Source organism: Enterobacter sp. WCHEn090032, from assembly GCF_003986875.1.
GTDB lineage: Bacteria > Pseudomonadota > Gammaproteobacteria > Enterobacterales > Enterobacteriaceae > Enterobacter > Enterobacter sichuanensis.
Genome location: NZ_RXRN01000061.1, coordinates 1 through 1503 on the forward strand (window position 1 = coordinate 1; position 1503 = coordinate 1503).

Below are 1503 nucleotides of genomic sequence, written 5' to 3' on the forward strand. Positions count from 1 at the left end.
GGGAGACAACGCCACAGCCAACTTCGGAAGCCTCGAAATTGGTGCCAAAAAACCCTCTTCTGCGAGCTTCGTCGATTTCCATTTTCTTGGCACAAATGACTATGACGCACGCATTCTGTGCGGTGGTAATTCTAATGGTGCAATGGGGAAAGGAGACTTCACATTTTACGCAGGGAAATACGTTTTTATCGGCGATAGCTTTGAATTTCGTAACCCCATCTCCTGCCAGAACAGCATCAGCGCATCCGCAAAAATTTCGACTACTGCTGATATGGAATGCAAAACTAAAATTTCTGTTCTGGCCCCAGCGGATAATCAAAATGCTCATGTGTGGTTCTATGGAACAGGTGGAGCATCCAGGGGGGTGATTTATTCTGCTAAAACGGGAATTATTCAGATTCGTCCTGACAACAATGATGATGGCGGCTCCAGCGGTTATGCGTTTGCATTTGGTGCAGATGGTAAGTTCACCTGCGTCACGATGAATCAGACTTCAGATGAACGAGTTAAATTCGACAAAGAGCCCGTCAGTAACGCTCTGGAGAAGATTTGTTCCCTGACGGGGTATACGTTTGGCATTCAACTGACTGAATCGGAATCAATACGCAGCGCAGGTATCATCGCCCAGGAACTGGAGCGTGTTCTTCCTGTCGCGGTAAGTTCAGGCGGTACCGGCACAACGCAGAATGGAGAAGTGATTAACGATCTAAAAACCGTTGACTACAGTGCGATGAGCGCCTTGTACGTTGAGGCCATGAAGGAGCTGGCCAACCGGGTAAAAAGTATCGAGAGTGAGCTTGCCGAACTCAAAGCCCGACCCGCGATATAGCTTACTTAACTGAAACCTTAGTGGCAGCATGTTCTTCTAAATCCATGACACGGATTGTCAGGGCCTTGATTGCTGCCAGCGCATCGAGCAACATTGGCGTCTGATCAAGATGCAGTATGCCACCTATTTCTTTCACGTATTCGGGATCAATGGTTTCAATCTGCTGAGATATTACCCCGCGCCGTGGGGTCTGCGTTTCATCATCCTTAAAAGTGAAGTGCTTGAACTCCATCCGGCAAATATTCATCAACGCCTCTTCTGGATCGAGGTCATCACCGATGTTTTTCATTGTCTTATCAGACACGGCTGAAGTCATGATCTCCTTCCATGGTGCCCAGGCATTGGTATTAAACCCACGGTAAAAGAACCGCCCTGCATCCGTTTGAGTAGCATAAGGCAACATAAATTGAGTCGATGCCCCGCTGCTGCCAGCAATGCGGACATAGTTCTGAATGTACCCGTATCCACTGGCCGCAGGAGGGTTTACGGCATTCGTAAAGTTGATGAGATTTGGAAACACGCCGGGGTTTCGCGCATCGTTCAAATTGATGGTGTCTGAGGGCAGTGACGAGTTAATTAGGAAGTACCTGTAAGCATCCACCGGCCCACCGAGCCCACCCACAACCTGGACGTTTCCTTCGCTAGTCCCAACGTCCTTTGTCGCACTACTTCCT

General features: G+C 48.8%; 2 protein-coding genes. One reads left to right on the forward strand and one right to left on the reverse strand.

Annotated features, from left to right (window positions below; translation table 11 throughout):
* On the forward strand, positions 1–829 hold an 829-nt coding region (locus EKN83_RS23200), incomplete at its 5' end, for a tail fiber domain-containing protein (protein ID WP_148110462.1).
* A 1-nt stretch (position 830) separates the two neighbouring features.
* Here EKN83_RS23200 and EKN83_RS23205 read toward each other — a convergent pair.
* A partial coding sequence (locus EKN83_RS23205) for a pyocin knob domain-containing S74 family peptidase (protein ID WP_221885396.1) occupies positions 831–1503 on the reverse strand: 673 nt, incomplete at its 5' end.